The following is a 23,938-nucleotide window of genomic DNA, read 5'->3' on the forward strand; positions in this document are numbered from 1 at the left end:
TTCTATCAATATCCCGGATTCTGAGTCATATTTGTATTCGTCAGCGTTTCTGTTTTCGGTATCGGATAGAGATTATAGATCGAACTCACACCGTTTCCTTCAAAGGAACCGCCTTTCCAATCCCAGAGGTAGGTGCTTGAGGTGAAATAGCCATAACGGATCAAATCTGTGCGTCTGAATCCTTCCAGATACAATTCGCGGGCACGTTCATCCAGAATATAATCTAATGTCAGGTTATTGGCAGAGGGTATTTCTGTTGCTTTGGCACGGTCTCTGAGGGCTTTGATATCCAACCAGGCATTTTGTTGTGCATTTGCGCCGCCTGCTCTCAAATAGGCTTCCGCGCGAATCAGATAAGCTTCCGCCAAACGGAAGAACGGAATGTCCGTATCAGGAATTTTAGCATCGTGAGCGGGTTGTCCGTCCGAGCGCAGATTACTCCATTTCATAAATGAAAGTCCGTCGGTGAATTTACCTACACTTTCCAGTTCGGCTTTGCGACCGGTTGTATAGAACAAGGCGCGTTCATCTTTTGCAGCAGCCTGCACATCTCTCACATTCTGCCATTTATTATCGGTATATTCGGTGAAAGGAATATCCTCACTGTTTGCGAAGAACTTGTCAACCAGTGCTTTGCGTGTACGGATACATTCCCAAGGGTCATTTGTTCCGCGATTCGGCATGTCGCTCTTTTGCGTTGCAGCAATCAGGAAGTAACTTCCTCCGTAACTCTTTGCTTGTACACCATCCTGACGGATAGAAAGGATGATTTCTTTTTTAGCATCGGGATTTTCATCATTGTCTGCCATAAAAAGTTGTTCGTAATTTCCACACAATCCGTATCCATTGGAGGGATCGAGCACTTTGCCGGCATAGGTGATAGCATCATTCCAACGCGGTTGTCCGGTGTATACTTCGGCATTGAGATACAAACGGGCACGCAGCAACCAGCAAGCAGCTTTGTCGGCACGTCCGAAAGGAGCTTGACGCGGTTCGCTCATATCATTTTCGATGCTTTCCAGTTCGCTTTCAATATAAGCGAACAGTTCGGAGGCCGTCTTTTGAGGAGGATTCTCTTTGGAGAAGTGTTCGGTGAAAGGAGCTTTTCCGAAGGTGTCCATCAGATAATAGTAAAATAAGGAACGGAGAAAACGGGCTTCGGCACGTTGCTGAACGGAGGTAGCATCCTCTTTTCCGGCGATCTGATCCAGGAAGAAATTGCAGAGTGTGATATTATATGCTAAACGATTATATAATATTTCTGTCTGCTGATGAGAGGAGTTCCAACGCATATAAGTTAGTTCGGGGATACCGGCATTTTCTTGCCAGGTCCATATCATCTCATCAGTGCCATATTCATTGTTAGTGAAAAGAGCGCGATAGAAACAGGATTGACCTTCGTCCTTTACTGCGATATCCGGATCTTCGCTCAATTTTTGTCCGGTAAGTCCCAGTGAAGCGTATAGTTTGGTAAAGTACATATCTTGGTCGAAGGTGGCAGTCATCTGAGGATCGATTGGAGATATATCCAGGTCATTGATACAGGAGGTAATTCCGGTGGTCAGGCTAAGGAACAACGCTGCTGAAACTATTGATTTTATATATTTGAACTTCATAATAGTCTACTTTTTAATAAATTACAATCTTAGAACTGAAGACTTAGCCCGAACAGGATAGTGATCGGATGAGGATAAATGTTCCTGTCAATACCTGCTACTCCGGCATCATTTCCTGAACTGATAACCGATTCAGGATCGAGTCCTGTATACTTGGTGATAACGAAGGGATTCTGTACAGTACCGTAAATACGGCCGTTGATACCTTTATAAGCCTGGGACTTCAGTAAATTTTTGAAGCTATAACCTACTGTTATGTTATCACAACGCAAGAATGAAGCATTCTCAACGAAACGATCGGACAGATAATAGTCTCCCTTTCCTTCAAATCCCAGATTCACGGCAGCTGTCGGGCGGTTGGAATAGTATCCATGATTAAAGATTCCTCCCTTACCGACACTGGATTTACTGGCCAGTACGTCATTGTACACATAGTTATTCAGGCTGGCACGGAGGGCAAAGCTTAAATCCCAATTTTTATAAGTGAATTTGGAAGTCAGTCCCATCAATACGTCAGCGGCAGGTTTTTTATAGATATATTTGTCCGAAGCGTTGATGACACCATCTCCGTTACGGTCTACGAACATGTTTTCAATCGGTTTTCCATCCTTATCATACACTTGTTGGTAAACGAAGAATGAGTTCATCGGATAACCTACTTTCTGTACCTGGCAGGTTGCACCGCTAATACCAGTAGATACACCTCCGGTTTCTACATAGTAATTAGAATCATCTCCTCCGGTCAGTTTAGTGATTTCATTTTTGTTCCAAGTGATGTTATATCCCAAGTCCCAGACAAAATCTTTGGTTACAATAGGTTTGGCATTGATGGTGAATTCAAGCCCCGTATTTTTTAATGAACCGATGTTGCTGATCAGTTGGGTATTAAAGTTAGTCCCCGCCGCAATCTTTACGGTATTGATTAAATCGTCGGTTTTCCGGTAATAGTAATCCATCGAGCCGGAGATACGTCCGTTCAGGAAAGCAAAGTCGAAACCTGCGTTATAAGTCGTTGTCTCTTCCCATTTCAGGTCTTCGTTATAAGCTTTAGGACGCATAGTGCCATAATAGGTATCCCCGAAAGGATAATAACCTCCGGCTGCGTTGACGCGGTACAGTGCCATATAAGGGAAATCATAATCGTCGCCTAAGTTCTGCTGACCCGTGATACCCCATCCGAGGCGGAGTTTCAGATCTGACAATACTTCTACGTTTTTCAGGAAATTTTCTTCTTTCAGTTTCCATCCCAAAGCAACAGAAGGGAAGCTACTCCAACGGTTGTCTTTAGAGAAACGGGAAGAACCGTCCTGGCGGAAAGTGGCTGTCAGCAAATAACGGCTAAGTAATGTATAATTTACGCGGGCAAAATAAGAAACTAATGTACTGTGATGTCCCCAGGCTGTTTGTGAGCGCAGATTCGGATTGTAGGCTTCGCCTGTTAACGGATTTGTTCCTTGTCCGACTTTATATCCGGTATAGTGGAAATGTTGCTCTTCACCACCCAGTATTACGTCGACATAATGATCCCCGATTTCTTTGGAATATTGTGCATAGGCATTCACCGACAGGTTATATTTGTAGCCGTAGTCAGTCCCGTTCCAACCATAGTAATAAGAGCCCGGGGCATAAGGTGAATTTACATTCTTTTCCTTACCTTCCGAGTAGTCACCGCCTACGTTAGCATGGATATGCAGGTCAGGGAGGAAGTGGAATTTATAGTCTACTTCTACATTGCTGATAAAACTGGTGTTTCTGGAAGTATGTTTCTTTAGTTTCAGTAGGGAAACAGGGTTGGCGGTTGAATTACTTTCCAGTGTAAGCGGCCATTCCGGATCGTTATATGAACTACCGTCACTGGTCGGTTGGTAGAATCCACCGAAGTTTTTGTACATGTCCGAAGAGTCATATACAGGTTGGGTCGGGTCCATGGTCAAAGCTGCGCCGATAGCCCCGTCGTCAGCATAACGTTGGTTGGCCCACATCATTTTAGCATTGATATTGAACTTCAGGTGATCTTTAAAGAAAGAGGGTGTCAGATTGACGGAGGCGGTATAACGCTCGAAATTAGATGTCATCAGGATCCCATTCTGATTGGTGTAACCGAAAGAAACACGATAAGGCATATTTTTCAAACCACCGCTTACAGTCACGTTATGGTCTGTACTAACGGCTGTCTGGAAAATTTCTTTCTGCCAGTCAGTGTTTGCTTCACCGAAGGGGCTTGGAGCATTTCCTTCACCATAAAGTTTGGATACGTATCCTTTGAATTCATTGGCATCCATTACGTCTATTGTCTTTTGCAGTATACCGGCGGAAACGTTACCTTCATAGTTCACCTGTGGTTTGCTGCCTGCTTTCCCTTTCTTTGTAGTGATGATAATCACACCATTAGAAGCACGTGAACCATAGATGGCGGTGGCCGAAGCATCTTTCAAAACAGTGAAAGTTTCGATGTCATTCGGATTTACCATTGCCAAAGGATTAGTCAAACCTTGCACACCGCTATTATCCATTGCCAGTCCGTCGATAACGATCAACGGATCGTTTTTGGCGTTCAATGATGAACCACCGCGAATACGAATCGTAGCTCCTCCACCCGGAGTACCGCTGGAAATTACATTCACACCGGCTATTTTACCTGTTATCATATCCTGTGCGCTGGTGGTTACTCCTTTGCTGATTTTATCCGGCTTGATGGCAGTAACTGATCCCGTCAAGTCGTTTTTCTTTACTGTTCCGTAACCTACAACGACTACGGCGTCCAATACTTGAGAGTCATCTTCCAGTGTGACCATTACCGAAGGAGCTGCTTTAATTTCTGCTGCTTTGTAACCGACGAATGTAATGGACAGAATAGAATTTTGAGGAACATTCAATGTGAAGTTACCGTCAAAGTCAGTGATGGTACCCGTTGTGGTACCCTTGGCAATGACATTGGCGCCAATCACGGGTTCGCCCATAGCATCTTTCACATGTCCTTTGACTGTGATTTGCTGTGCATAAGCGCCCAATGATAAAAACATCCCTATTAACAAGGGGAGAATCGTTTGAACGATTCTAAATTTAACTTGCTTCATGCATTTAAAAAATTAAAGTTAACAATATAGTAATATTATTTCTCTCTCTTAAAAGTTTCTTTAAAAATACCTATTGAAAACACTTTTTTTAAGACTATCCTTTATTTATAGTCTTTTCAATCCCTTAACCTCTGATTTGTTTTTCACCTCTTTGATACTGATTGCGTATCCACCGCCATTGGCAGCGTGCAGATTCAGTTTGCTTTTATTATTCAAGATACCTTTTTTGATGGTGTATGCCTGCGGGTTATCTTTCCAGTCGGCATCTTTGGCATCTGCGTATACGGTAGCGACGTATTGTTTTCCCGGTTCCAGGAAATCGAACGTTAATTGGGAGTCGTGGCCGTTTTCACCGGCTGTGCAGCCTATGTACCAGTCGTCCGTTCCTTTTGCTTTGCGGGCAATTGTGATGTATTCTCCCGGTTCTGCTTCCAGATAGATTGTTTTGTCCCAGTCGAGAGCGACGTCTTTGATAAACTGGAAAGCATCCATAAAGCGTTCGTAGTTTTCCGGAATATCGGCAGCCATCTGCAAAGGGCTATACATGGTGACATACAATGCCAGTTGGCGTGCAATGGTTGAACGTACCTGGGAGTTGTTTGCCGGATTCATCTGGTTACAGTGAGTCTCGAAGATGCCGGGAGTGTAATCCATCGGACCACCGACCAGGCGTGTGAAAGGCAGAATCGTCGTGTGGTATACTTTATTTCCTCCAAATGATTCATATTCTGTTCCACGTGCGGATTCATTACCGATCAGATTGGGATATGTACGGCAGATACCGGTTGGACGGGTTGCTTCGTGTGCATTGACCATGATTTTATAATCGGCGGCTTTTTTCACGGCATACAGGTAATGATTATTCATCCATTGACCGTAATGATGTTCTCCGCGTGGAATGATATTACCCACATAACCGCTTTTAACCGAGTTATATCCATTGTCTACCATGAATTGGTAAGCTTTATCCAGGTGACGTTCGTAGTTGCGAACAGATGCAGAAGTCTCATGGTGCATCATCATTTTAATTCCTTTGCTTGCGGCATAACGATGGATTTCCTGTACGTCGAAATCAGGATATGCAGTCAGGAAGTCAAATACATAGTCTTTGCTGTTGCCGAACCAGTCTTCCCATCCTTCATTCCAACCTTCTACCAGCACTGCATCAAATCCGTTGGCTGCGGCAAAGTCGATGTAACGTTTCACGTTAGCTGTATTGGCAGAATGTTTGCCGTTCGGTTTGGTTTTGGAGTAGTCTGTAACGCCAAGTTTCACGCTGGTCAGTTCATCTGTATAAGCCCAGGAACCTTTTCCGGTAATCATGTCCCACCATACGCCTATATATTTCACCGGTTTAATCCAGGAGGCGGCGTCTGCAATCTTACAAGGTTCGTTCAGGTTGAGGGTGATGCGGGAGGCGAGAATGTTACGTGCATCATCACTGACGATGATCGTACGCCACGGAGAGTTGCACGGAGTCTGCATGTAACCTTTATCCCCTTTTGCATCCGGTGTCAGCCAGGATTCGAATATCATGTTTTTGTCGTCCAGATTGAGGTGCATACAAGAATAATCAATCAAAGCGGCTTCGTGCAGATTGATGTATAAACCATCATCTGTTTTCATCATCAGTGCCGTCTGTACACCTGTCGGTGAAAATGGGGTTTGAGAAGAATTTGGAGTGATCGCCTGTTGCATCAAACCTCTGATTTCCGATAGACGGGAGATGGTGTAGTCGTACTCTTGAGTGTCGTAATCGCCCGGTATCCAGTATGCGATATGGTTGCCTGCCATGGCAAATTGGGAATGTTCTTCCTTGATAACGAAGTAGTTCAGTGATTTCTGTTGCGGAAATTCATAACGGAATCCCAAACCATCATTGAACAGGCGGAAGCGAACAACGATGGAACGGTCGTTCATTGGCTGAAACAGAATGACTGCCAGTTCGTTATACTGATTGCGGATTTCCTTTTCTTCTCCCCAGACTGGTTGCCAGGTTTCGTCAAAGGTAGTCGTTTGCGCATCTTTCAGCTTGAAGCCATTATAAAGATTGGATTTAGAATCGAGCTTGGTGAGGTCTCTGCGGTCTACCCAGTCAAAGTCGGTTCTGGTATTATCTTCTTTTTTCAATTCCAGTCCGAGAGTGCTCGGCTTAATTACCACCTTGCCTTTGTAAGTCAAGTCGTAGGTTGGTGCGCCTTCTTTGTTAACCTGAAAGGTCAGAACCAGATTGCCATCCGGTGAGGTCAGTTTCTGTTGTGCATTCGCAATGAATGAGATGCAAAGGAATGCGATGATCGAAAAAAACTTTTTCTTTTTCATTCTATTTATGGTATTAAATTGTAAGCTAACCGATATTTCTATTCCTGTTTGTTTCGGATATTGCAAATGTAGCAACCACCTTCACTTTTTTGCTTGATTAGAATAAAAATACAAGTTTGTATAAATGCTAGTATCTTGTTTTATAATTGTTTATCTATCTGATTTCATTGGATAAATATAAGTCGTAGTGAACTTGCTTAGAAGGCTAAAAGGTATATCCCACGGCTTGGAAGTGTTAATTCATTTCTTAATTCAATCTTTTTGTCTGTGAGCAAATCATGAGCAGACGAGGTGGAGAGTATTTCCTGATAAGGATGTAAGTCAATAGTCTGTTCCCGGTCGTTTCCATTCAGAAAGACAACGACTGATTGGTTACCGTATTTGCGTTCATAAACATAAATGCCTTTATTGGGTGCGAAATGTTTTAGTTTGCCTTTGGCGATGACTTCATTTCCTTTTCTCCATTGGAGCAGTTTTTGCATAAAAGAGAAGGCTTCATTTTGTTGCGGAGTACGGTTGGTTGCTTCAAAACAGTTTTTGGCGTCATTCTGCCAACCTCCCGGAAAGTCACATCGGAGTAATCCGTCTCCATTTGCTTTGTCGGCTGCCATCAGGATTTCAGTTCCATAATATATTTGTGGAATTCCACGGGTAGTCAGTAAGAATGTCAAGGCTTGTTTATATCGGTTCAGGTTCTTGGTATCTTCCTCCGAACGGTAGAAACGGGAAGTATCGTGATTATCGAGGAAGGTCAGCAGACTCATTGGATCGGCGTAGACAATATCCTGTGAGAGGTATTCGTAGAGTCTGAAAAGTCCTCCGTTCCATTCGGTGGTTTCTTCGTCGAAAGCTTTATTTATTTCTTCCATCAGTGGGAAATCCATGACAGTAGGAAGATAACTGTTTTTCGGATAAGCAAGTTTACTGTCTTTCTGCCAGTAGGAGATCAGTACATTGCTGCCCAGCCATGTCTCACCGACAATGTTGAATGAAGGATATTCATCATTGACCGCTTTGCACCAATGCGCCATCATTTCAAAGTCGGCGTAAGGATGTGTATCCTGGCGGATTCCGTTGATACCCGCATATTCTATCCACCAGATACTACTCTGTATCAGGTAAGTGGCTACGTGACGGTTTCGTTGGTTGAAGTCCGGCATAGTCAGTGTGAACCAACCGTCAATGGCCAGCTTTTTATCATAATCGGAAGTATAAGGGTCCATTTGGGTGGCAGTTTTGAAACTGGTCTGCATGTAGTTTCCCTCAAAGTTGAACCAATCTTTGGCAGGCATGTCTTTGAATAGATAATTGTTCGAACCGCAATGGTTGAAGATCATGTCCATGACTACCTTTAGCCCTTTAGCATTGGCTTCTTTTACGAGATTGCGAAACTCTTCATTGCTTCCGAGGCGACGGTCTACTTGATAGTAATCGGTGATGGCATATCCATGATAAGAGCCTTCCTTCATGTCATTTTCCTGAATCGGGTTAAGCCATATACTCGTAACTCCGAGGTCTGCAATATAATCCAAATGTTTCTCTATTCCTTTTAAATCACCGCCATGACGGGCGAAAGGTTCGTTGCGGTCTATGTTTGCTTCCAACATTCCGGGAATTATATCATTGGAGGGGTTGCCGTTGGCAAAGCGGTCCGGCATAATGAGATAAAGTACATCACTGGAGTTGAAGCCTTCTACTGCTGAAGCATTCTCTTTGCGCTGTTTAAGTTCGTATGGTATTTTAGTCTGTTTTTTACCTTGTTTCAGGAGAATGTCGAAGTGCTGAGGGATAGCTTTTGAAAGATCTAAATATAAGATCAGATAATTAGGATTTTCCTGTTTCACCACGTCCTGCAGGGTGATGTCATTAGAAGAAATACTTACCTCTGCGGATGATATGCCATCGCCGTATAGAAGTATTTGTAGTTCGGGATTCTTCATTCCTGCCCACCAAAAGGTAGGAGCCACTTTCTTTATATTGGTTGCGGCGAATGCTTGATGATAACCCGATAGAAGTAATAGTAAAATAGCAAATAACAAATTTCGTTTCATGGTAGCTAGATTTTTAACTGTTTGCTCGGAGAACCGATGATGCAAATGTAGGGGGATGCTGTGCACCTTTGTGAGATTAGAATGGAAATATAAACCTGTTATCTGACTATGTTGCTGATAATTAGTTGGATATTCTAATACCTTATGCCGAAAAATACAAGTGAAAATGAAAATAGTTATACCCATATTTTTCGTTTTCATTACTATATTTCTTATATTTGTAACATCTTTAAAAAGGAACCTTATGAAAAATCTAACCCTTTATATGCTATTTCTTCTTTTGCTCTTTCCTTTTTCGTTGTGTGCAATGCATACGGATAATGCGGCTGCTCTTAAAAAGCTGGATGAAGTTATAAGCAAGAAAGAGACTTTCCAGATTCGGAAAGAGAAAGAGATTAATAACTTGAAATTAGAACTTGCCCATTCTACTGATCCTGTTCGAAAATATGAATTATATGCCTCTCTTTTTGGTGCATATTTGCATTATCAGGCAGACTCGTCCTTATATTATATTAACCGTGAGATGGAAATCCTTCCATTGTTGAACCGCCCGGAATTGGAGTATGAGATCATCATTAATCGTGCTACGGTAATGGGAGTAATGGGAATGTATATAGAAGCCATTGAACAGTTGGAGAGGATTGATCCTAAAAAATTGAATGAGTGGACTCGGTTATCTTATTATCAGACGTATCGTGCCTGCTACGGGTGGTTAGCAGATTATACGACCAATAAGAATGAAAAAGAAAAGTATTTGAAGAAAACCGATTTATATAGAGATTCCATTATTGCTGCGATGCCTCCAGAGGCAAACAAAACGATTGTTTTAGCCGAAAAATGCATAATGAACGGGAAAGCCGATGTCGCTGTGGATATGCTGAACAATGCTTTGAAAGAAATTCAGGATGAACGTCAGAAAGTATATATTTATTATACTCTTTCCGAAGCTTATAGTATGAAGAAAGATATCGAAAAAGAAGTTTACTATCTGATTCTGACTGCCATTGCGGATCTGGAAACTCCGGTGAGGGAGTATGCTTCATTGCAGAAACTCGCGCATCTGATGTATGAATCAGGAGATATTGACCGTGCCTACAAATACTTGAGTTGCTCGATGGAAGATGCTGTGGCGTGTAATGCCCGTTTGCGGTTTATTGAGGTGACGGAGTTTTTTCCGATTATCGACAAGGCGTATAAATTAAAAGAAGAAAAAGAACGTGCCGTTTCCCGCGCTATGTTGATTAGTGTCAGTTTGTTGTCTTTGTTTCTTCTGATTGCTATTTTCTATCTATATCGTTGGATGAAGAAGTTGTCTGTTATGCGGCGGAATCTTAGTCTGGCTAACAAACAAATGTCTGCGGTCAACGCGGAACTGGAGCAAACCGGAAAAATAAAAGAAGTCTATATCGCCCGCTATCTGGACAGATGTGTCAACTATCTCGACAAACTGGAAACTTATCGTCGTTCATTGGCAAAATTGGCAATGGCATCGCGTATCGAAGATTTGTTTAAAGCTATCAAGTCCGAACAGTTTATCCGGGATGAGCGGGATGAATTCTATAATGAGTTCGACAGGTCTTTTCTGAAACTTTTCCCGAACTTTATTTCAGCTTTCAATAATTTGCTGGTAGAAGAAGGAAGAGTGTATCCTAAATCCGATGAACTTCTGACAACAGAACTTCGTATCTTTGCCCTTATCCGTCTGGGAGTAGTAGACAGTAACAAGATTGCTCATTTTCTCGGTTATTCTTTGGCAACTATCTATAATTATCGTAGCCGGATGCGTAATAAAGCTGCCGGAGATAAAGATATGTTCGAGCAGAATGTAATGAACCTATAATGTTATTCACAGATAGCAATATGTTATTACTTCGTAATATACGAGCCAATAATGCTTGTGTATAAAGCAAATATCTACTTTTAGTGTTCAATAATCCACTGTGCATCTCTCTTTTTTTTCTACCTTTGTAGACAACTAATCTAAAATAAATATACTAGAAAATGAAAAAGTTAGTCTACACACTGTTCTTTGTCCTTATCTCCGTTGTAGCCAACGGGCAGGCAAAGTACGTATTCTATTTCATCGGAGATGGAATGGGAGTCAATCAAGTAAATGGTACGGAGATGTATCAGGCGGAAATTCAAAATGGTCGTATTGGAGTCGAGCCTTTGTTATTTACTCAATTTCCGGTTGCTACCGTAGCAACCACTTTCTCTGCTAAAAATTCAGTAACAGACTCTGCAGCTGCAGGTACTGCATTGGCAACAGGAAAGAAAACTTATAATGGCGCTATTTCTGTAGGAGAAGATAAAAATGCTATTCAGACTGTCGCAGAAAAAGCAAAGAAAGCAGGAAAAAAGGTGGGCGTAACGACTTCTGTCAGTGTGGATCATGCTACTCCTGCCGCATTTTATGCACATCAACCCGATCGTAATATGAATTATGAAATTGCTCTTGATTTGCCGAAAGCCAATTTCGATTTTTATGCAGGCGGTGGTTTCTTGAAACCTACCACCACTTATGACAAGAAAGAAGCTCCGAGCATTTTCCCTATTTTTGAAGAGGCAGGATATACAGTAGCACGTGGTTACAATGACTATAAGGCAAAAGCTGCAAAAGCAGAAAAGATGATCTTGATTCAGGAAGAGGGAGCCAATCCTTCTTGTCTGCCTTATGCTATTGACCGCAAAGAGAATGATTTGACATTAGCACAAATTACGGAAAGTGCTATTGACTTTCTTACTAAAGGCAATAATAAAGGCTTTTTCCTGATGGTAGAAGGAGGTAAAATAGACTGGGCATGCCACGCTAATGACGCCGCTACTGTGTTCAACGAAGTGAAAGACATGGATAATGCCATCAAAGTAGCTTATGAATTCTATAAGAAACATCCGAAAGAAACGCTGATTGTGATTACCGCAGACCATGAAACAGGTGGTATCGTGCTCGGTACGGGAAAATATGCGTTGAACCTGAAAGCATTGCAATATCAGAAACATTCTGCTGACGGACTTTCACAACGTATCAGTGAATTGAGAAAATCAAAAGGCAATAAAGTCACTTGGGAGGACATGAAAACATTCCTCGGCGAAGAAATGGGCTTCTGGAAACAATTCCCTCTTTCTTGGGAACAGGAAAAGACGTTGCGTGATGAATTTGAGAAATCATTCGTGAAGAATAAAGTCGTATTTGCTGAAAGTATGTACTCTAAGAGCGAACCGATGGCTGCACGTGCAAAGGAAGTGATGGATGAAATCGCTATGATAGGTTGGGTAAGTGGCGGGCACTCTGCCGGTTATGTTCCTGTATTTGCTATTGGTGCAGGTTCTCAACTGTTTGGTGAGAAGATTGACAATACAGAAATTCCTAAAAGAATTGCGAAAGCTGCAGGATATAAATAATAGAACTGTATGAATATAAAAATAGCCGGAAGTCCTTGGAATCCCGGCTATTTTTATATGTTTTTGCAAATTATGCTTTCACACGTCCTACGTAAGAACCGTCACGAGTATCGATTTCGATTGTTTCACCCTCGCTGATGAACAAAGGAACACGTACTGTTGCACCTGATTCCACAGTTGCAGGTTTCAGTGTGTTAGTAGCTGTATCACCTTTCATGCCCGGTTCTGTATAAGTCACCTTCATCTGAACCTTGATCGGCATGTCTGCATAAAGTACAGTTTCAGTAGAAGCATCAGAAACAACTTCCAATACTGAACCTTCGAGCAGGAAGTCAACACCATTAATCAGATCGTGAGCGATAGGATGTTGGTCGAATGTTTCCTGGTTCATAAAGATATAATCTTCTCCTTCTTTATACAAAAATTGGTATGGACGACGTTCTACACGTACATCTTCCAACTTTTCACCGATGTTGAAACGGCGTTCGAGAACGTATCCGCTAACTACATCTTTCAGTTTAGTACGCATAAAAGTGTTACCTTTACCTGGTTTTACATGCAGGAATTCTACACAGAAATAGAGCTTTCCGTCCATACGGATACAAGTTCCGTTTTTGATGTCTTGAGCATTAATCATACTGCTATTTTTCTTATTATATTATTGTTATTTAATTGTTTTCGCAGGAATTCGACTGCAAAAGTAATCTAAATCGGTAAAAAACACAAAAACTTTTGAGCAAAAATGAGTTATCTCTTGGTTAATTTAAAAAAAGTGCCTATTTTTGCAGCCCGATTACGTAGAATAATAACATAAAAACAAGATACAGTAATGAAAAGAACATTTCAACCCTCTAACAGAAAGAGAAAGAACAAACACGGTTTCCGTGAGAGAATGGCATCGGCTAATGGTCGTAGAGTATTAGCTGCTCGTCGTGCGAAAGGCAGAAAGAAACTGACTGTTTCTGATGAGTACAACGGACAAAAGTGATAATCACTTGTCATCAGGAAACAAAAAAGGCGGAGAATTTAATCTTCGCCTTTTTTGTTTCTCTGTTTTTCAAGGGGATAGTATGTTAAAAAGCGGTATTGTTTGCTCTTATTTATGACTTTTTGCTTTTCTTTGTGAGATTAAATAAAACTCATAAACGAACATACGCGATGGTAGAGTATATCCGGGACATGAAACCCCGTATCATTATAATAAGGTTGTTGAAATCTATAGGAGTGGGGATTATAGTTGCAGCAATTCTGGCGATGATAAGCGTCTTTGCATAATAGGTAGGGACATTTTTCATCGCCTACTTTTTAAAAGTTCAACTATTTTGTCGTATCTTTGGCGCATATTAACAGCAATGCGTATGACTATTAAAGAATTCTTTTCTTTTAAAACCAATAAATATTTCTGGGTGAATATTATCGCCATGATTGTGGTGATGGTAGTGATGATATTTGGTGTGTTGAAATGGCTTGATATACATACACATCATGGTGAAAGCGTGGTAGTTCCCGATGTGAAGGGAATGACAGTGGAAGAAGCTACGAAGATGTTCCGGAATCACGGTTTGGTATATGTGATTTCTGATACCAAATATGTCAAAGATAAAGCAGCGGGTATCATTCTTGAACTGAAACCGGGAGCCGGTGAAAAAGTGAAGGAAGGACGTACAGTATACCTGACAGTCAATACCCTGGATGTCCCTTTACGTGCCATTCCCGATGTGGCGGACAACAGCTCGCTCCGCCAGGCACAGGCCAAGTTACTGAATGCCGGTTTTAAACTGAATCAGATTCAATTGGTAAATGGTGAGAAAGACTGGGTGTACGGCGTGAAGTATCAGGGACGTCAGTTGGCTGCCGGAGAAAAGATTCCTTTGGGAGCTTCTTTGACATTGATGGTGGGAGACGGCTCCGGTGATATGTCGGAAGAAGAGGACTCGGTTGATGTTTCCGTGGATACGGAGAAACCGGTTACGTCGGAATCATCACCTGCTCAAGATGATAGTTGGTTTTAATAGATAAATAACAGAAACGGACTCGCATGATAGAGGAAGAACTTCCGGATGAACTGGAGAATGATTTGGATGATATAGAACCTGTCGGTGACGAATCCCAGCTTTACGAACACTTCCGCGTGGTTGTAGACAAGGGACAGGCGATGGTCAGAGTCGACAAATATCTGTTCGAACGTATTGTCAATGCTTCGCGCAACCGTATTCAGAAGGCTGCCGAAGACGGATTCGTTATGGCTAATGGCAAACCGGTGAAGAGTAGCTACAAAGTGAAACCGCTGGATGTCATTACGGTAATGATGGACCGTCCCCGTTATGAAAATGAAATTATTCCTGAAAATATTCCCCTTACTATCGTTTATGAAGACCCTTATCTGATGGTTGTGAATAAACCGGCGGGATTGGTCGTGCATCCGGGACACGGAAACTATCACGGCACGCTGGTCAATGCGCTGGCCTGGCACATGAAGGATATACCGGATTATGATGCCAATGACCCGCACGTGGGACTTGTTCATCGCATCGATAAAGATACTTCAGGCTTACTGGTGATTGCCAAGACACCGGATGCCAAAACAAATCTGGGAATTCAATTTTTTAATAAGACTACCAAACGCAAATATCGTGCTTTGGTGTGGGGTGTTATGGAACAGGATGAAGGAACGATTGTCGGTAATATTGCCCGTAATCCGAGAGACCGGATGCAAATGGCGGTGATGTCCGATCCGACAGTGGGCAAACATGCCGTTACACACTACCGCGTACTGGAAAGACTGGGATACGTAACCCTTGTGGAATGTATACTTGAAACAGGACGTACTCATCAGATTCGTGTCCACATGAAACATATCGGTCATGTGCTGTTCAATGACGAACGCTATGGCGGTCATGAGATATTGAAAGGAACCCATTTTAGTAAATACAAACAGTTTGTAAATAATTGCTTTGACACTTGTCCCCGACAGGCTTTGCATGCTATGACATTGGGGTTTGTGCATCCCGTCACAGGTGAAGAGATGTATTTTACTTCCGAACTTCCGGATGACATGACCCGGCTTATCGAGAAGTGGAGAGGCTATATAAGTAATAGAGAATTAGAATGAAACGCAACATCGCTATCGTAGCAGGAGGAGATACCTCTGAAATCGTAGTTTCCCTGCGTAGCGCACAGGGTATTTATTCCTTTATTGATAAGGAAAAGTATAATTTGTATATCGTGGAGATGGAAGGCCGTCGCTGGGAAGTACAATTACCGGACGGAAACAAAGTGCCGGTGGATAGAAACGACTTTAGTTTTACGAACGGAACGGAGAAGGTTGTGTTCGACTTTGCTTATATCACCATCCACGGTACGCCGGGTGAGGATGGCAGGCTGCAAGGCTATTTTGATATGATGCGTATTCCGTATTCCTGTTGTGGAGTGTTGGCGGCTGCCATTACTTATGACAAGTTTACCTGCAATCAATATCTGAAGGCTTTTGGAGTGCGCATTGCCGAATCATTGTTGTTGCGCCAAGGACAATCGGTTTCTGACGAGGAAGTAGTGGAAAAGATTGGCCTGCCTTGTTTTATCAAGCCTAGTCTGGGAGGTTCGAGTTTCGGAGTTACGAAAGTGAAGACAAAAGAACAAATACAACCGGCCATTGTTAAAGCTTTCGGAGAAGCGGAAGAGGTGATTGTTGAAGCGTTTATGGACGGAACGGAACTGACTTGCGGCTGTTATAAGACAAAAGAGAAGTCGGTCATCTTTCCACCTACGGAAGTAGTGACGCACAATGAGTTCTTTGATTATGATGCTAAATATAATGGACAGGTAGATGAAATCACTCCTGCGCGTATCTCGGATGAATTGACCAAACGCGTACAGATGCTGACTTCAGCTATCTATGATATATTAGGTTGTTCCGGCATTATCCGTGTAGATTACATTATAACTGCCGGTGAAAAACTGAATCTTCTCGAAGTAAATACTACTCCGGGAATGACTACTACCAGTTTTATTCCCCAGCAAGTGCGTGCAGCCGGACTGGATATAAAGGATGTGATGACTGATATTATTGAAAACAAGTTTTAAGTATTAAGTATCAAGTATAAAGTATTAACCATGCGGTTTGTACGCAGTCTAATACTTTATACTTATTACTTAATACTTGAGCACATAATACTTGAGACTTATGGATCTGACAGAGTTTAATGAAATTCGTCCTTACAATGATGAGGAACTTCCTCAAATCTTTGAGGAACTGATTGCCGATCCGGCTTTTCAGAAAGCTGCTACCGGTGCTATACCGAACGTTCCATTTGAACTTCTGGCGCAAAAAATGCGTGCCTGTAAGACTAAGCTTGATTTTCAGGAGGCATTTTGTTATGGCATTTTGTGGAAGATAGCGGCAGATCATACTGCCGGACTGACACTGGATCATACCGCCATACCGGATAAAAGTAAAGCTTATACGTATATATCGAATCATAGAGATATTATTCTTGATTCGGGCTTTCTCTCTATTTTGTTGATTGACCAGGGAATGGATACGGTAGAAATTGCGATTGGCGACAATTTGCTTATTTATCCCTGGATTAAGAAACTGGTGCGTGTCAATAAATCATTTATTGTACAGCGGGCGTTGACCATGCGGCAAATGTTGGAATCTTCAGCGCGTATGTCCCGTTATATGCATTACACCATTTCAGAGAAGAATCAGTCTATTTGGATTGCGCAGCGTGAAGGACGTGCAAAAGATTCGAATGACCGTACACAAGACAGTGTATTGAAAATGTTGGCAATGGGAGGTGAAGGCGATTTGATAGACCGCCTGATGGAAATGAATATTGCTCCGCTTGCTATTTCATACGAATATGATCCGTGTGATTTTCTGAAAGCGCAAGAGTTTCAGTTGAAGAGAGACATCGAAGGATATAAAAAGACGACACAAGACGATTTGATTAATATGCAGACAGGGCTTTTCGGATATAAAGGCAGGGTACATTTTCAGGTTGCTCCTTGTTTGAATGATGACTTGCAAGGCTTGGACCGTTCGTTGCCGAAACCGGATTTGTTTGCCCGTATTTCTGCCTGTCTTGATCGCCGCATCCATCGTAATTACCGGATATATCCGGGAAATTATGTGGCGTATGATTGGCTGAATGGCACAACGGAATTCGTGTCCAATTACACGGAAGAAGAGAAACAGCAGTTTATGAACTATATTGAACAACAATTGGCAAAGATCAAGATTCCGAATAAGGATGAAGACTTTTTGCGTGAGAAGTTGTTATTAATGTATTCCAATCCGTTAGTTAATTATTTAGCAGCTTGCCGATGAAAAGAAGAAAATTACATGTTGTTTGGTTGTGGGGATTGCTTTTCCTGATGACTGCCTGTGGAGATGATGACTATTATTATCCTTCGGTGAAACTGGAATTTGTGACTGTAGAGGCCGGAGAAGACGGTCGCATACAAACGCTTATTCCTGATAAGGGAGAAGTCTTGACTGTTTCGGAAGACCGTACGGGTTCTACTATCTCTCCAAACACTTCCAGACGTGTAATGAGTAACTATGAGGTGCTTTCCGGTGAGAACACTGCTACTATATATTCTTTGCAATCGCTCATAACGCCGGTACCTAAACCGGAAGATGATCCGATTTACAAGGACGGTATAAAGCTAGATCCGGTAGAGATGGTCAGTATCTGGCTTGGAAGGGATTATCTGAATATGATTTTGAATCTCAAGGTCAGTACGGGCAAGGGACATGTTTTCGGTATAGTGGAAGATGTGTCCGAACTTAAAACAAATGGCATTGTGAATATGTTGTTATACCATGATGCGAACAGTGATGGAGAATACTATAATCGGCGTGCTTACATTTCTGTTCCTTTGGCGCAATATATAGATGAAGAGAATCCGGGTCGGACGATAAAGGTAAAGTTTAAATATTATACGTACGATAAGGATGGTTCTCCGATAGAATCTGATAAGTACTGTGATCCTGGGTTTGACTATACTCCGGGACAGAATTGAATAATGGAGTGTATATGTTTAAATTGAATCAATTAATCGTGGGAATATTTTTATTTCTCTCTTCCCTTTTCTCTTGTCAGCAGAAAGGGGATTTTCAATCAATGAATGTAGAGGAGTTTGATTCTCTTATTCAGAATGAGGATATACAACGTCTGGATGTTCGTACACTTGCGGAATATTCGGAGGGGCATATCACGAAGACGATCAACATCAATGTGATGGATGACTCTTTTGCTTCAATGGCTGATTCTTTGTTGCAAAAAGACAAACCGGTGGCTGTATATTGTCGCAGTGGAAAACGAAGCAAGAAGGCTGCGGCAATTTTGAGCGAGAAGGGATATAAAGTTTTTGAGCTTGATAAGGGATTTAATTCCTGGCAGGAAGCAGGTAAAGAAATAGAGAAATAAAGTGCTGATTTATCAGCACTTTATTTTTGGGGGTTATTTCAGTCCTTCCAATAACCTTTTCAGAACGACAGTTGCCGAGATTTCACGGTTGGCAGCTTCCGGAATCACAATAGATTGCGGACTTTCAATGACATCGTCTGTCACAATCATATTTCTACGAACCGGAAGACAATGCATGAAATAAGCATTGTTGGTAACTGCCATTTGGCGGTCGCTGACAGTCCAATCACGATCTTTGCTTAATATCTGTCCATAGTTGTCGCCAGAATAAGCAGCCCAGTTCTTGGCATATATGAAGTCGGCTCCTTCGAAGGCCTTCATCTGGTCATATTCTACTTTTGCATTACCTACAAATTGCGGATCAAGCTCATAACCTTCGGGATGAGTGATGACAAATTCGTAATCCGTTGCATTCATCCATTCAGCAAAGGAATTAGGGACAGCCTGTGGCAATGGACGTGGATGAGGAGCCCAGGTCATAACTACTTTGGGACGTACTGTTTTCTTGTATTCCTCGATGGTAATCAGGTCGGCAAAGCTCTGCAATGGGTGGCGTGTTGCCGCTTCCATCGAAAAGACAGGACGTCCGGAGTATTGGATGAATTGATTGATAATAGTTTCCTGATAGTCAAAGTCACGGTCTTCAAAACGGGCAAAAGAGCGTACTCCAATGATATCACAATAGCATCCCATAACCGGAATGGCTTCTAATATATGTTCCGGTTTATCACCATCCATAATTACGCCACGTTCAGTTTCCAATTTCCATGCACCTTGATTGATATCCAGTACCATTACATTCATTCCCAAATTGATGGCAGCTTTCTGTGTGCTGAGGCGGGTACGTAAACTAGAGTTGAAGAAGATCATCATTAAAGTCTTGTTTCGTCCTAGTTCTGCATATTTGAAGCGCTCTTTTTTAATTTCGAATGCTTCTGCAAGGGCTGATTTTAAATCGCCAATGTCCTGTACACAAGTAAATTTCTTCATATCATTTATTTTTTAATTTTTAATTAGCTTCGCTCAAAACCTTGTTTGATTTTTAACATATAGGTATAGTCTCAATTTCTTCTCGTTTGTCCATCTCCTTCAATGACCCATTTGTAAGAAGTGATTTCCTCAAGTCCCATCGGACCGCGTGCGTGTAGCTTTTGCGTGCTGATTCCGATTTCGGCTCCTAATCCGAATTGTGCCCCGTCAGTGAAAGCGGTAGACACATTGGTGTATACGCAAGCTGCGTCCACGATTCTGGTGAATAAAGCTGCACGTTCCCCGTTCTCGGTAACAATACACTCGCTATGTTTAGAACTGTTTTCCTGAATATGTCCTAAGGCATCTTCGAAGCTCTTTACAGTCTTGACAGCCATTTTATAATCCAGAAACTCCGTGCCGAAGCTTTCTGCTTTTGCATGTTCCAGGAGCTCGGCAGGATAGCGGCCTTCCAATGCCTGGTAAGCTTGCGGATCAGCATAAATAATGACATGGCTGTCTTTTAGTTTCTCGCAAATCAGAGGGAGGTCGGCCAGTCTCTTCTCATGTATAATGGTGCAGTCCAATGCATTACATACGCTAACTCTACGTGTCTTTGCATTATGAATAATGTCTGCTCCCTTGTTTGTATCCCCAAATTCATCGAAGTAAGTGTGACAGATACCTGCTCCTGTTTCAATGACAGGAATCCTTGCATTCTCGCGTACGAAATGAATAAGACTGCTGCTGCCTCTGGGGATAATCAAGTCTACGTAGCCCACAGCATTCAGTAACGCTGCCGTAGCCTCTCTATCAGCCGGAAGTAATTCTACAATGTGCGGATTGATTTTGAACTTCTTCAATACTTTGTGAATCACACTGATGATGGCCCGGTTGGAACAATCGGCGTCACTTCCTCCTTTCAATATGCAGGCATTTCCGCTCTTCAGACAAAGGGAGAAAACATCAAAGCTAACATTAGGGCGCGCTTCATAAATGATTCCTATGACTCCGAAAGGAACGCTGACTTTCGTCAACTTCATTCCATTGGGACGAACACTCTCTTTCAGCACTTTACCCAAAGGAGAGGGGAGTGTTGCTACATTGCGTGTATCTGCGGCAATACCTTTCAAACGTTCTTCCGTTAGTTTCAACCGATCGTACTTCGGATCATTTTTGTCCATCCGTGCGAGGTCTTTTTCGTTCTCTGAAAGAATGAAAGGTGTTTCTGCAATTGCTGCGTCAGCTACTGCATTTAAAATCTGATTGATGACATTATCATTCAGCAGGGCTAATTCCCGACTTGCTACTTGTACAGCGGCAAAGGTCTCGTTTAAATTTGTAGTCATTTGCTCCTTTTTTGCATTAAATGGAAAGATAAACTATGCAAATATAGTGAATGATGTGAATAAAACTTGTTGAAAATAGAAATAAATGTTGCTCTTTACTTATTCACTGGTTTTTTTACAAGATTAATACTAAAAAAATACGAGACTCAATTCTGAATCTCGTATTTTTCATTTATGCACTATATTGGTATAGTGCTTGTTATTCGAACTCCTATTTGGCATTATCTCATTGCCATGGAATGTCTTGTTCAATATCTTCTCCCATTTCTCCTGATTCGACTTCAATTCCTATGTCACTAGGTGTTCCTATATGTTCGATATTGGTTAGTGCGATAGAATGGGTATAGTTTCTCTTGAATGTGATACTGCTACTGATGATTGTCTTTTCTTCTGCTCCTGGAGTCTCTTCCCAAAATACTTCCACTTTTACATTCTCTGTTAAATGTTGATTATCACCAGTAGGTATATTGGCAGTGAGATTTCTCATGCTGACCATTTTTAATTCAGATTCAACAGTCTTATGAATATCTGCATTAGCATTCAAATAGATGCTTGGTGCGTCTTCAAGTTTTATTCTAAGACGTCCTTTCTCTAAACCTGTTTGTTTGAATTTTACTCCGAAAAAACGGCGATAGAGCATGATGTGATTTTGCATGCCATCTGTCACTTCCACTTTATCGTTTAATCCATGATAACGTTCGATGAACGGGCGGTTGCAGGCGTCTTGTGATCCGTTTCTCGTTTGTATTCTCGGGTTTTCAATATTGTATAAGAATTTGATTCCATCTGCTTGTTCGGCAGTCAGGAATTTGTTCAGGCATTCCCCTTTGATTTTTCCGCTACGTTCCAAATCGAAAGGGGCTCCGAAGAAGCCTTTTTCGTCTTTTATGATTGAGTCCTTTGCATTTGCAATCATAGAGCAAGAGATGCGGTAAGTGTATCCATCAATAACTTTTATTTTTAGGTTATTGGGATCTTTCGCCTTGTCTAACTGGAAAATACCATAAGCGTATGGTTTTGAAGATGGATTCTGTCCCTCTTTGGGTGTCATGGTAATGGCGATTCCCACTAATGTTTCACTTTCATTAATTTTGGTTGGAGTTGTAGCGCGTGCCATGGGCAGTTCGGTTGAGAGGTAGTCTCCGTCCAGTTGTAAGTTAAGTTCGGAATACGTAGTAGGAGGTGCCTGATACAGATCTTTCTCCTTAATACATGATTGTAGAGTAAAAGCTGTGAATAGACAGCCTGCGATCATAAGATGTTTGATTTTCATATGAATCTTTTTTAGTAGTTGTTGAGTATGATTATTATTTCCCTATTTCTTGTTCTGATTCTTCCATTTCTGCTTCTTCACCAAAAGAGATAGTAGCATCCCCTATATGCTCATCTATCTTGACTATTTTGACTATGTTCTTTTTGTTTCTTTTCATTTTAATACTTTGATTGGTATATAGAGAATACCATTTCTCTTCATTGGCCGGGCGGTAGGAAATAGTGAAAGCGATTGTTTCTTCTTCCTTAAGTTTGGCCGTATAATAGTCGGATATATCGTACATAGAGATAATTCGTTCCTCCGTCCGGGATGTTCCATCTTTGGAATATAGTAGATAAAATGGAGCAACGTCCGCTGCTTTAATTTTGATGGAGTCACCCGGTGCAAGTTCGTCTGTAACGAATTGTATAGAATAATAAGCACGTTTCAATGTCATTGAAACGGAGGTATTCATATTGGGATTTGAAAAGTCCAATTGCTCACTGCCGAAAAAGCGTTTGACGGTAGGGTGAGTACTAGTACTATCGCATTTTATATGCATTTCTCCTTTGTAAATATGTTGGTGAAATGCCCCATTGATATTCAGGGGATTGATTGAAATCTTTAAATCGTTGTTGACTAACCCGTTCACCTCTTTCTGCAGAGTAGATGAAAAAGGAAGTCCATAAAGTATGCTGTCACTTTGTATTGTATAATATGGGCGGTCTTTATATCCCAGGAAGCTGCAGTCAAAGCGATACACATATCCTTCGATTAACCCGATTTCTACTCGATATGGATTATCGAAAAGGCCTGAAGCATAGGGCTGGAAAGAAGTCAGGCCTTTTCCTTTCCAAAAAACATTAACTGCATATATTCCGTCAGCCACCGTGGAGGTGGAACGGCTTAAAGGTTGTTCGGCTACTTCAAGAAAAGGAGCTATATTTAAACTGACATTAAACTCTCTGCCGACAGGAAATGACGGTGTACTGTTTACTTCAGGTTCATTCTTACTGCTCTCACAAGATATAATTGAGAATGTTAAAAATATGAGTATAAGGTTCCAATGTTTTAGTAGCATGGGGATTATATTGTTTGTTTAGAGGGCAAATATACTGCTATTAATAGTTTTTTGCAAATAAAGTCCCTGTATTTATGTTGCAGATGTCTATCTATAATACATTATATAACTGAAAATAAAAGCGCTTATCTTCACTAAAGAAGCTAATATTCTACCTGAATAAGAGCTTCATTTGGGTGCAGAAATGAGGTAAACTCATACAATTATAATTCAAAAAAACTTCCGTAAACATTCTCAACTATACTTATCCCTATGAGAAAAAATACTCATAGGGATGAGAAGAAATACTCATTACAATGAGAACTTTTTCTCATTGCAGTGAGAATATCCCCTTGCTAGAATAGGATGAAACAGTTTATTACCGTGCAGTCATGAACAAGAT

18 protein-coding genes are annotated in these 23,938 nt (G+C 41.6%); 9 read left to right on the top strand and 9 right to left on the bottom strand.

The genetic code is table 11. The annotated features are described in order from the left end of the window. Nucleotides 1-5: 5 nt before the first annotated feature. From susD to Bovatus_RS18590, 4 genes are all read right to left on the bottom strand, one after another. On the bottom strand, nucleotides 6-1,616 hold the full coding sequence (gene susD / locus Bovatus_RS18575) for a starch-binding outer membrane lipoprotein SusD (protein ID WP_004299755.1): 1,611 nt from the start codon (nucleotides 1,614-1,616) through the stop codon (nucleotides 6-8). Nucleotides 1,617-1,645: 29 nt separating this feature from the next. Further along, complete coding sequence (locus tag Bovatus_RS18580) at nucleotides 1,646-4,693, bottom strand: SusC/RagA family TonB-linked outer membrane protein (RefSeq protein ID WP_004299756.1); 3,048 nt, start codon at nucleotides 4,691-4,693, stop codon at nucleotides 1,646-1,648. A gap of 105 nt (nucleotides 4,694-4,798) precedes the next feature. Further along, entirely contained in the window at nucleotides 4,799-7,015 is a 2,217-nt protein-coding gene (locus Bovatus_RS18585; RefSeq protein ID WP_004299757.1) for a glycoside hydrolase family 97 protein, read from the bottom strand. 197 nt (nucleotides 7,016-7,212) lie between these two features. After that, a complete protein-coding gene (locus Bovatus_RS18590) occupies nucleotides 7,213-9,066 on the bottom strand; it encodes a glycoside hydrolase family 13 protein (RefSeq protein ID WP_004299758.1) in 1,854 nt (617 codons plus the stop codon). A gap of 244 nt (nucleotides 9,067-9,310) precedes the next feature. On the opposite strand from Bovatus_RS18590, the gene Bovatus_RS18595 reads away from it, so the two are divergent. Continuing rightward, on the top strand, nucleotides 9,311-10,906 hold the full coding sequence (locus Bovatus_RS18595) for a DUF6377 domain-containing protein (protein ID WP_004305037.1): 1,596 nt from the start codon (nucleotides 9,311-9,313) through the stop codon (nucleotides 10,904-10,906). A gap of 161 nt (nucleotides 10,907-11,067) precedes the next feature. Further along, complete coding sequence (locus tag Bovatus_RS18600; protein ID WP_004299760.1) at nucleotides 11,068-12,468, top strand: alkaline phosphatase; 1,401 nt, start codon at nucleotides 11,068-11,070, stop codon at nucleotides 12,466-12,468. A 70-nt stretch (nucleotides 12,469-12,538) separates the two neighbouring features. Here Bovatus_RS18600 and efp read toward each other — a convergent pair whose 3' ends face one another. Next, nucleotides 12,539-13,105, bottom strand: coding sequence for an elongation factor P (gene efp / locus Bovatus_RS18605; RefSeq protein ID WP_004299761.1), 567 nt, complete (start codon nucleotides 13,103-13,105; stop codon nucleotides 12,539-12,541). Between the two features lie 192 nt (nucleotides 13,106-13,297). Between efp and rpmH the strand changes: the two genes are divergently transcribed. The 7 genes from rpmH to Bovatus_RS18645 all read left to right on the top strand — a co-directional run bounded on the left by rpmH (nucleotide 13,298) and on the right by Bovatus_RS18645 (nucleotide 18,905). Continuing rightward, nucleotides 13,298-13,456, top strand: coding sequence for a 50S ribosomal protein L34 (gene rpmH, locus Bovatus_RS18610; RefSeq protein WP_004299762.1), 159 nt, complete (start codon nucleotides 13,298-13,300; stop codon nucleotides 13,454-13,456). A 370-nt stretch (nucleotides 13,457-13,826) separates the two neighbouring features. Then, nucleotides 13,827-14,480 (top strand): PASTA domain-containing protein, encoded by a 654-nt coding sequence (locus Bovatus_RS18620; protein WP_008776429.1) that lies wholly within the window; start codon nucleotides 13,827-13,829, stop codon nucleotides 14,478-14,480. 26 nt (nucleotides 14,481-14,506) lie between these two features. Then, nucleotides 14,507-15,580, top strand: a complete 1,074-nt coding sequence (locus Bovatus_RS18625; RefSeq protein WP_004299766.1) for an RluA family pseudouridine synthase — start codon at nucleotides 14,507-14,509, stop codon at nucleotides 15,578-15,580. Then, nucleotides 15,577-16,551 carry a D-alanine--D-alanine ligase gene (locus Bovatus_RS18630; protein WP_004299767.1) on the top strand — a complete coding sequence of 325 codons (975 nt, stop codon included), beginning with the start codon at nucleotides 15,577-15,579 and terminating at the stop codon, nucleotides 16,549-16,551. The genes Bovatus_RS18625 and Bovatus_RS18630 overlap by 4 nt, the downstream gene beginning before the upstream one ends. Nucleotides 16,552-16,651: 100 nt before the next feature. After that, the gene (locus Bovatus_RS18635) at nucleotides 16,652-17,800 is read left to right on the top strand and encodes a 1-acyl-sn-glycerol-3-phosphate acyltransferase (protein WP_004299768.1); all 1,149 of its coding nucleotides are present in this window, start codon (nucleotides 16,652-16,654) and stop codon (nucleotides 17,798-17,800) included. Next, nucleotides 17,797-18,498 carry a NigD1/NigD2 family lipoprotein gene (locus Bovatus_RS18640; RefSeq protein WP_004299769.1) on the top strand — a complete coding sequence of 234 codons (702 nt, stop codon included), beginning with the start codon at nucleotides 17,797-17,799 and terminating at the stop codon, nucleotides 18,496-18,498. Before Bovatus_RS18635 ends, Bovatus_RS18640 begins: the two co-directional genes overlap by 4 nt. A gap of 14 nt (nucleotides 18,499-18,512) precedes the next feature. Further along, entirely contained in the window at nucleotides 18,513-18,905 is a 393-nt protein-coding gene (locus tag Bovatus_RS18645; protein WP_004299770.1) for a rhodanese-like domain-containing protein, read from the top strand. Nucleotides 18,906-18,938: 33 nt separating this feature from the next. On the opposite strand, the gene Bovatus_RS18650 is transcribed toward Bovatus_RS18645, so the two are convergent. From Bovatus_RS18650 to Bovatus_RS18665, 4 genes are all read right to left on the bottom strand, one after another. Then, nucleotides 18,939-19,895, bottom strand: a complete 957-nt coding sequence (locus Bovatus_RS18650) for a Rossmann-fold NAD(P)-binding domain-containing protein (RefSeq protein WP_004299771.1) — start codon at nucleotides 19,893-19,895, stop codon at nucleotides 18,939-18,941. 71 nt (nucleotides 19,896-19,966) lie between these two features. Further along, nucleotides 19,967-21,223, bottom strand: coding sequence for a glutamate-5-semialdehyde dehydrogenase (locus Bovatus_RS18655; RefSeq protein ID WP_004299772.1), 1,257 nt, complete (start codon nucleotides 21,221-21,223; stop codon nucleotides 19,967-19,969). A gap of 226 nt (nucleotides 21,224-21,449) precedes the next feature. Then, nucleotides 21,450-22,496: a hypothetical protein gene (locus Bovatus_RS18660; protein ID WP_004299773.1), complete on the bottom strand. Its 1,047-nt coding sequence runs from the start codon at nucleotides 22,494-22,496 to the stop codon at nucleotides 21,450-21,452. A gap of 34 nt (nucleotides 22,497-22,530) precedes the next feature. Continuing rightward, the gene (locus Bovatus_RS18665; RefSeq protein WP_004299774.1) at nucleotides 22,531-23,556 is read right to left on the bottom strand and encodes a hypothetical protein; all 1,026 of its coding nucleotides are present in this window, start codon (nucleotides 23,554-23,556) and stop codon (nucleotides 22,531-22,533) included. Between the last annotated feature and the right edge of the window lie 382 nt (nucleotides 23,557-23,938).

It is taken from the genome of Bacteroides ovatus (assembly GCF_001314995.1).
Taxonomy (GTDB): domain Bacteria; phylum Bacteroidota; class Bacteroidia; order Bacteroidales; family Bacteroidaceae; genus Bacteroides; species Bacteroides ovatus.